Annotated in this window: 1 protein-coding gene; it reads left to right on the top strand. The window is 52.2% G+C overall.

The features are described from left to right. Positions 1-1,074 precede the first annotated feature (1,074 nt). On the top strand, positions 1,075-1,486 hold a 412-nt coding region (locus OP500_RS11175; RefSeq protein WP_274070997.1), incomplete at its 3' end, for a zonular occludens toxin domain-containing protein.

The following is a 1,486-nucleotide window of genomic DNA, read 5'->3' as shown; positions in this document are numbered from 1 at the left end:
AAGCCATCCAGATTTTCTACATCGCCGGCGGCGGTGAAGCCCTGAACTGGATATTCGGCGCAACATCGTTCGCCCTTGCGCTCTCGTCCGTGTCCAAACTTGGTACATCTTTCAAGAAAAAGTAGCAGCGGCCAGCGGCCTGAAGTTGGCGGCTTCAGCAATGCCGCAGACTATCCCCCCAACGGTTGGCCTACCCTGCATTTGGACGGAGGAGCAGAAGCGAGGGGCAGCAAAATCATCATGGCTCGAAGCCATGATGATTTTGGAAACGGTTAGTGCAGCGGGGGCGTTGGTTTTTCTGCATTCGTCCGGTATCGCATCGCTTCAGGGCGTGGATTGAACAGCTGCGCAGGCGGATGAGAAGAAAGGGGGAAGGTTTGTAAAGATTTGGGGCGTTTTTTCCCAAATCTTTATGAATACCCCCTTTCTTCTCATACGCCGGAGCGGCTCAATCCGTAAGCCCTGAAGCGATGCGATACCGGACGAATGCAGCCCCCGCGGAACGGTTCTCAACACAAACGCTTATTCGGGGAGTGGTTTAAAAGGCGGACTTAGGAAACGATTGCTAAAAACCGGTGATGCTTCGGCTTCAGGCGGCTCTGCCGCACCAAAACAAAATGCGGCTCTGCCGCTCCGTTTTTAGCGGGGTAAAGGTTGGCGGCTTCAGAAACGCGAAGGGCAGCCGGCAATGTTTGGCCTGCGGTCAAACATAAGCAAGGCCGGCGGATACAGCCACGCAAGAAGCAGGCGTAGGCGGTTCGGCTTTAGGCGGCTCTGCCGCAACAAAAAAAAGATGCGGCTCTGCCGCTCCGTTTTTAGCGGGGTAAACGCCGGCGGCTGCAGAAACGTCAAGAGCAACTGGCAAAGTTCAAACCGTTTTGGCGGGCGCGCGGGCGGGGGTGGATAGCATTGGAGAGCGTAGCGAATCCCAGCGTGTAGCGAAGCGGAACGCTCACCTCCGACCGCGCGCCCGCCAAAACGGTTTGAACTTAAGAAACGTATCGGGAAAAACAGCAAAGCAAAATTTTCCGGCAGATCACCGGCAAAACATTAATCGAACATAAGGGGTAAAACATGATCAGTCTAATCACCGGCCTGCCCGGATCCGGCAAAACAAATCTGCTCGTGCATGAGCTGATGCACCGTCAAGACTTAAAAAACCAGCCACTGTTTGTAGACGGCATCCCAGAGTTGAAAATCCCGACGATGGAGATACCCGAAGGCGAAAGCATGATGACTTGGCACAAATGGGCGCCAACCGGCGCAGTCCTTGTTATAGGAAAGGCACAGCGTATTTTTCCTTTTCGTAAATATGGAGATAGGCCGGAATGTATTAATGAGCTTTCCTTTCATACGCATAAAGGTATCTGCATTTTTGTTATTACTGAGCATCCCAGTTTGATAGATGCCAATTTACGAGCATTCGTTGGTGAGCATCGGCATATGGATAAAACAATGCTTGGGTCAATATTTGGTTTTAGTAAAG

Source organism: Kingella sp. SNUBH-2017 (assembly GCF_028680565.1).
GTDB lineage: Bacteria > Pseudomonadota > Gammaproteobacteria > Burkholderiales > Neisseriaceae > Kingella_D > Kingella_D pumchi.
This window is presented reverse-complemented; position numbering and strand designations above follow the sequence as displayed.